2 protein-coding genes are annotated in these 1038 nt (G+C 63.7%); both read left to right on the top strand.

All coding sequences use genetic code 11. The features are described from left to right. Positions 1–268, top strand: a 268-nt coding sequence (locus AC5Y36_RS25785; RefSeq protein ID WP_500043814.1) for a catalase-related domain-containing protein, incomplete at its 5' end; no start/stop codon positions are given. A 17-nt stretch (positions 269–285) separates the two neighbouring features. Next, positions 286–1038, top strand: a 753-nt coding sequence (locus tag AC5Y36_RS25780; RefSeq protein ID WP_500043813.1) for a catalase, incomplete at its 3' end; no start/stop codon positions are given.

Genomic DNA, 1038 nt, shown 5'->3' with positions numbered 1-1038 from the left:
GGAGGTGGGCTGGGCGGCCGACGGGGAGATGATCCGCGCCGCCTACACGCTGCGTCCCGATGACGACGATGTCGGCCAGGCCCGTGCCCTGATCCGCGAGGTGATGGACGAGGCACAACGGGAACGGCTGGTGCACAACATCGTGCTGCACGTCTCCAACGGGGTGAAAGAACCCGTTCTGTCCCGGGTCTTCGACTACTGGACCAACATCGACCCCGAAATCGGCCAACAAGTCGAAGAGGGAGTACGCGCCAGCCTGAAACAGTAGAGCGGCATAGGCGCGACATGCCTGATATCCATACAACGACCGATGGGGGTGCCGCGGCACCCAGCAGCGAGTGGTCGTTGACGCTGGGGCCGGATGGCCCGATCCTGCTGCAGGACACCTACCTGATCGAGCAGTTGGCGGCGTTCAATCGGGAACGGGTGCCCGAGCGCCAGCCGCACGCCAAAGGGGCCGGCGCGTTCGGTCGGTTCGAGGTCACCGGTGACGTCAGCGCCTATACCCGGGCGGCGGTCTTCCAACCCGGAAGCACCACACCGGTGTTCGCCCGATACTCCTCGGGTAACAGCGGAGAGCGTGGTGGTGCGGATACGGTGCGGGACAACCGCGGGTTTTCGGTCAAGTTCTACACCGCCGAGGGCACCTTCGACATCGTCGGCAGCAATGTGCCGGTGTTCGCCATCCGGGATCCGATCAAATTCCCCAACCTGATCCGTGCCGGGGGGCGCCGCGCCGACAACGATCTACACGACCACAACATGGTGTGGGACTTCTGGACGCAGTCTCCTGAATCCGCGCACCTGGTAACCCTGGTGATGGGGGACCGCGGGATTCCCAAGACGTTTCGGCATATGAATGGCTACGGGCTGCACACGTTCAGTTGGGTGAACATCGGGGGCGAGATCTGCTGGGTGAAGTATCACTTCAAGTCCGATCAGGGGGCGCAGTATCTGACCCAATCTGAAGGCGACCGGCTGGCCGGGACCGATCCGGACTGTTGTATGCGGGACCTACATCAGGCGATCGCGCGTGGG

The sequence above is a fragment of the Mycobacterium sp. NGS50 genome (assembly GCF_059812545.1).
Note: the sequence above shows the minus strand (reverse complement) of the source record. Positions and strands in the feature narration are given on the sequence as shown.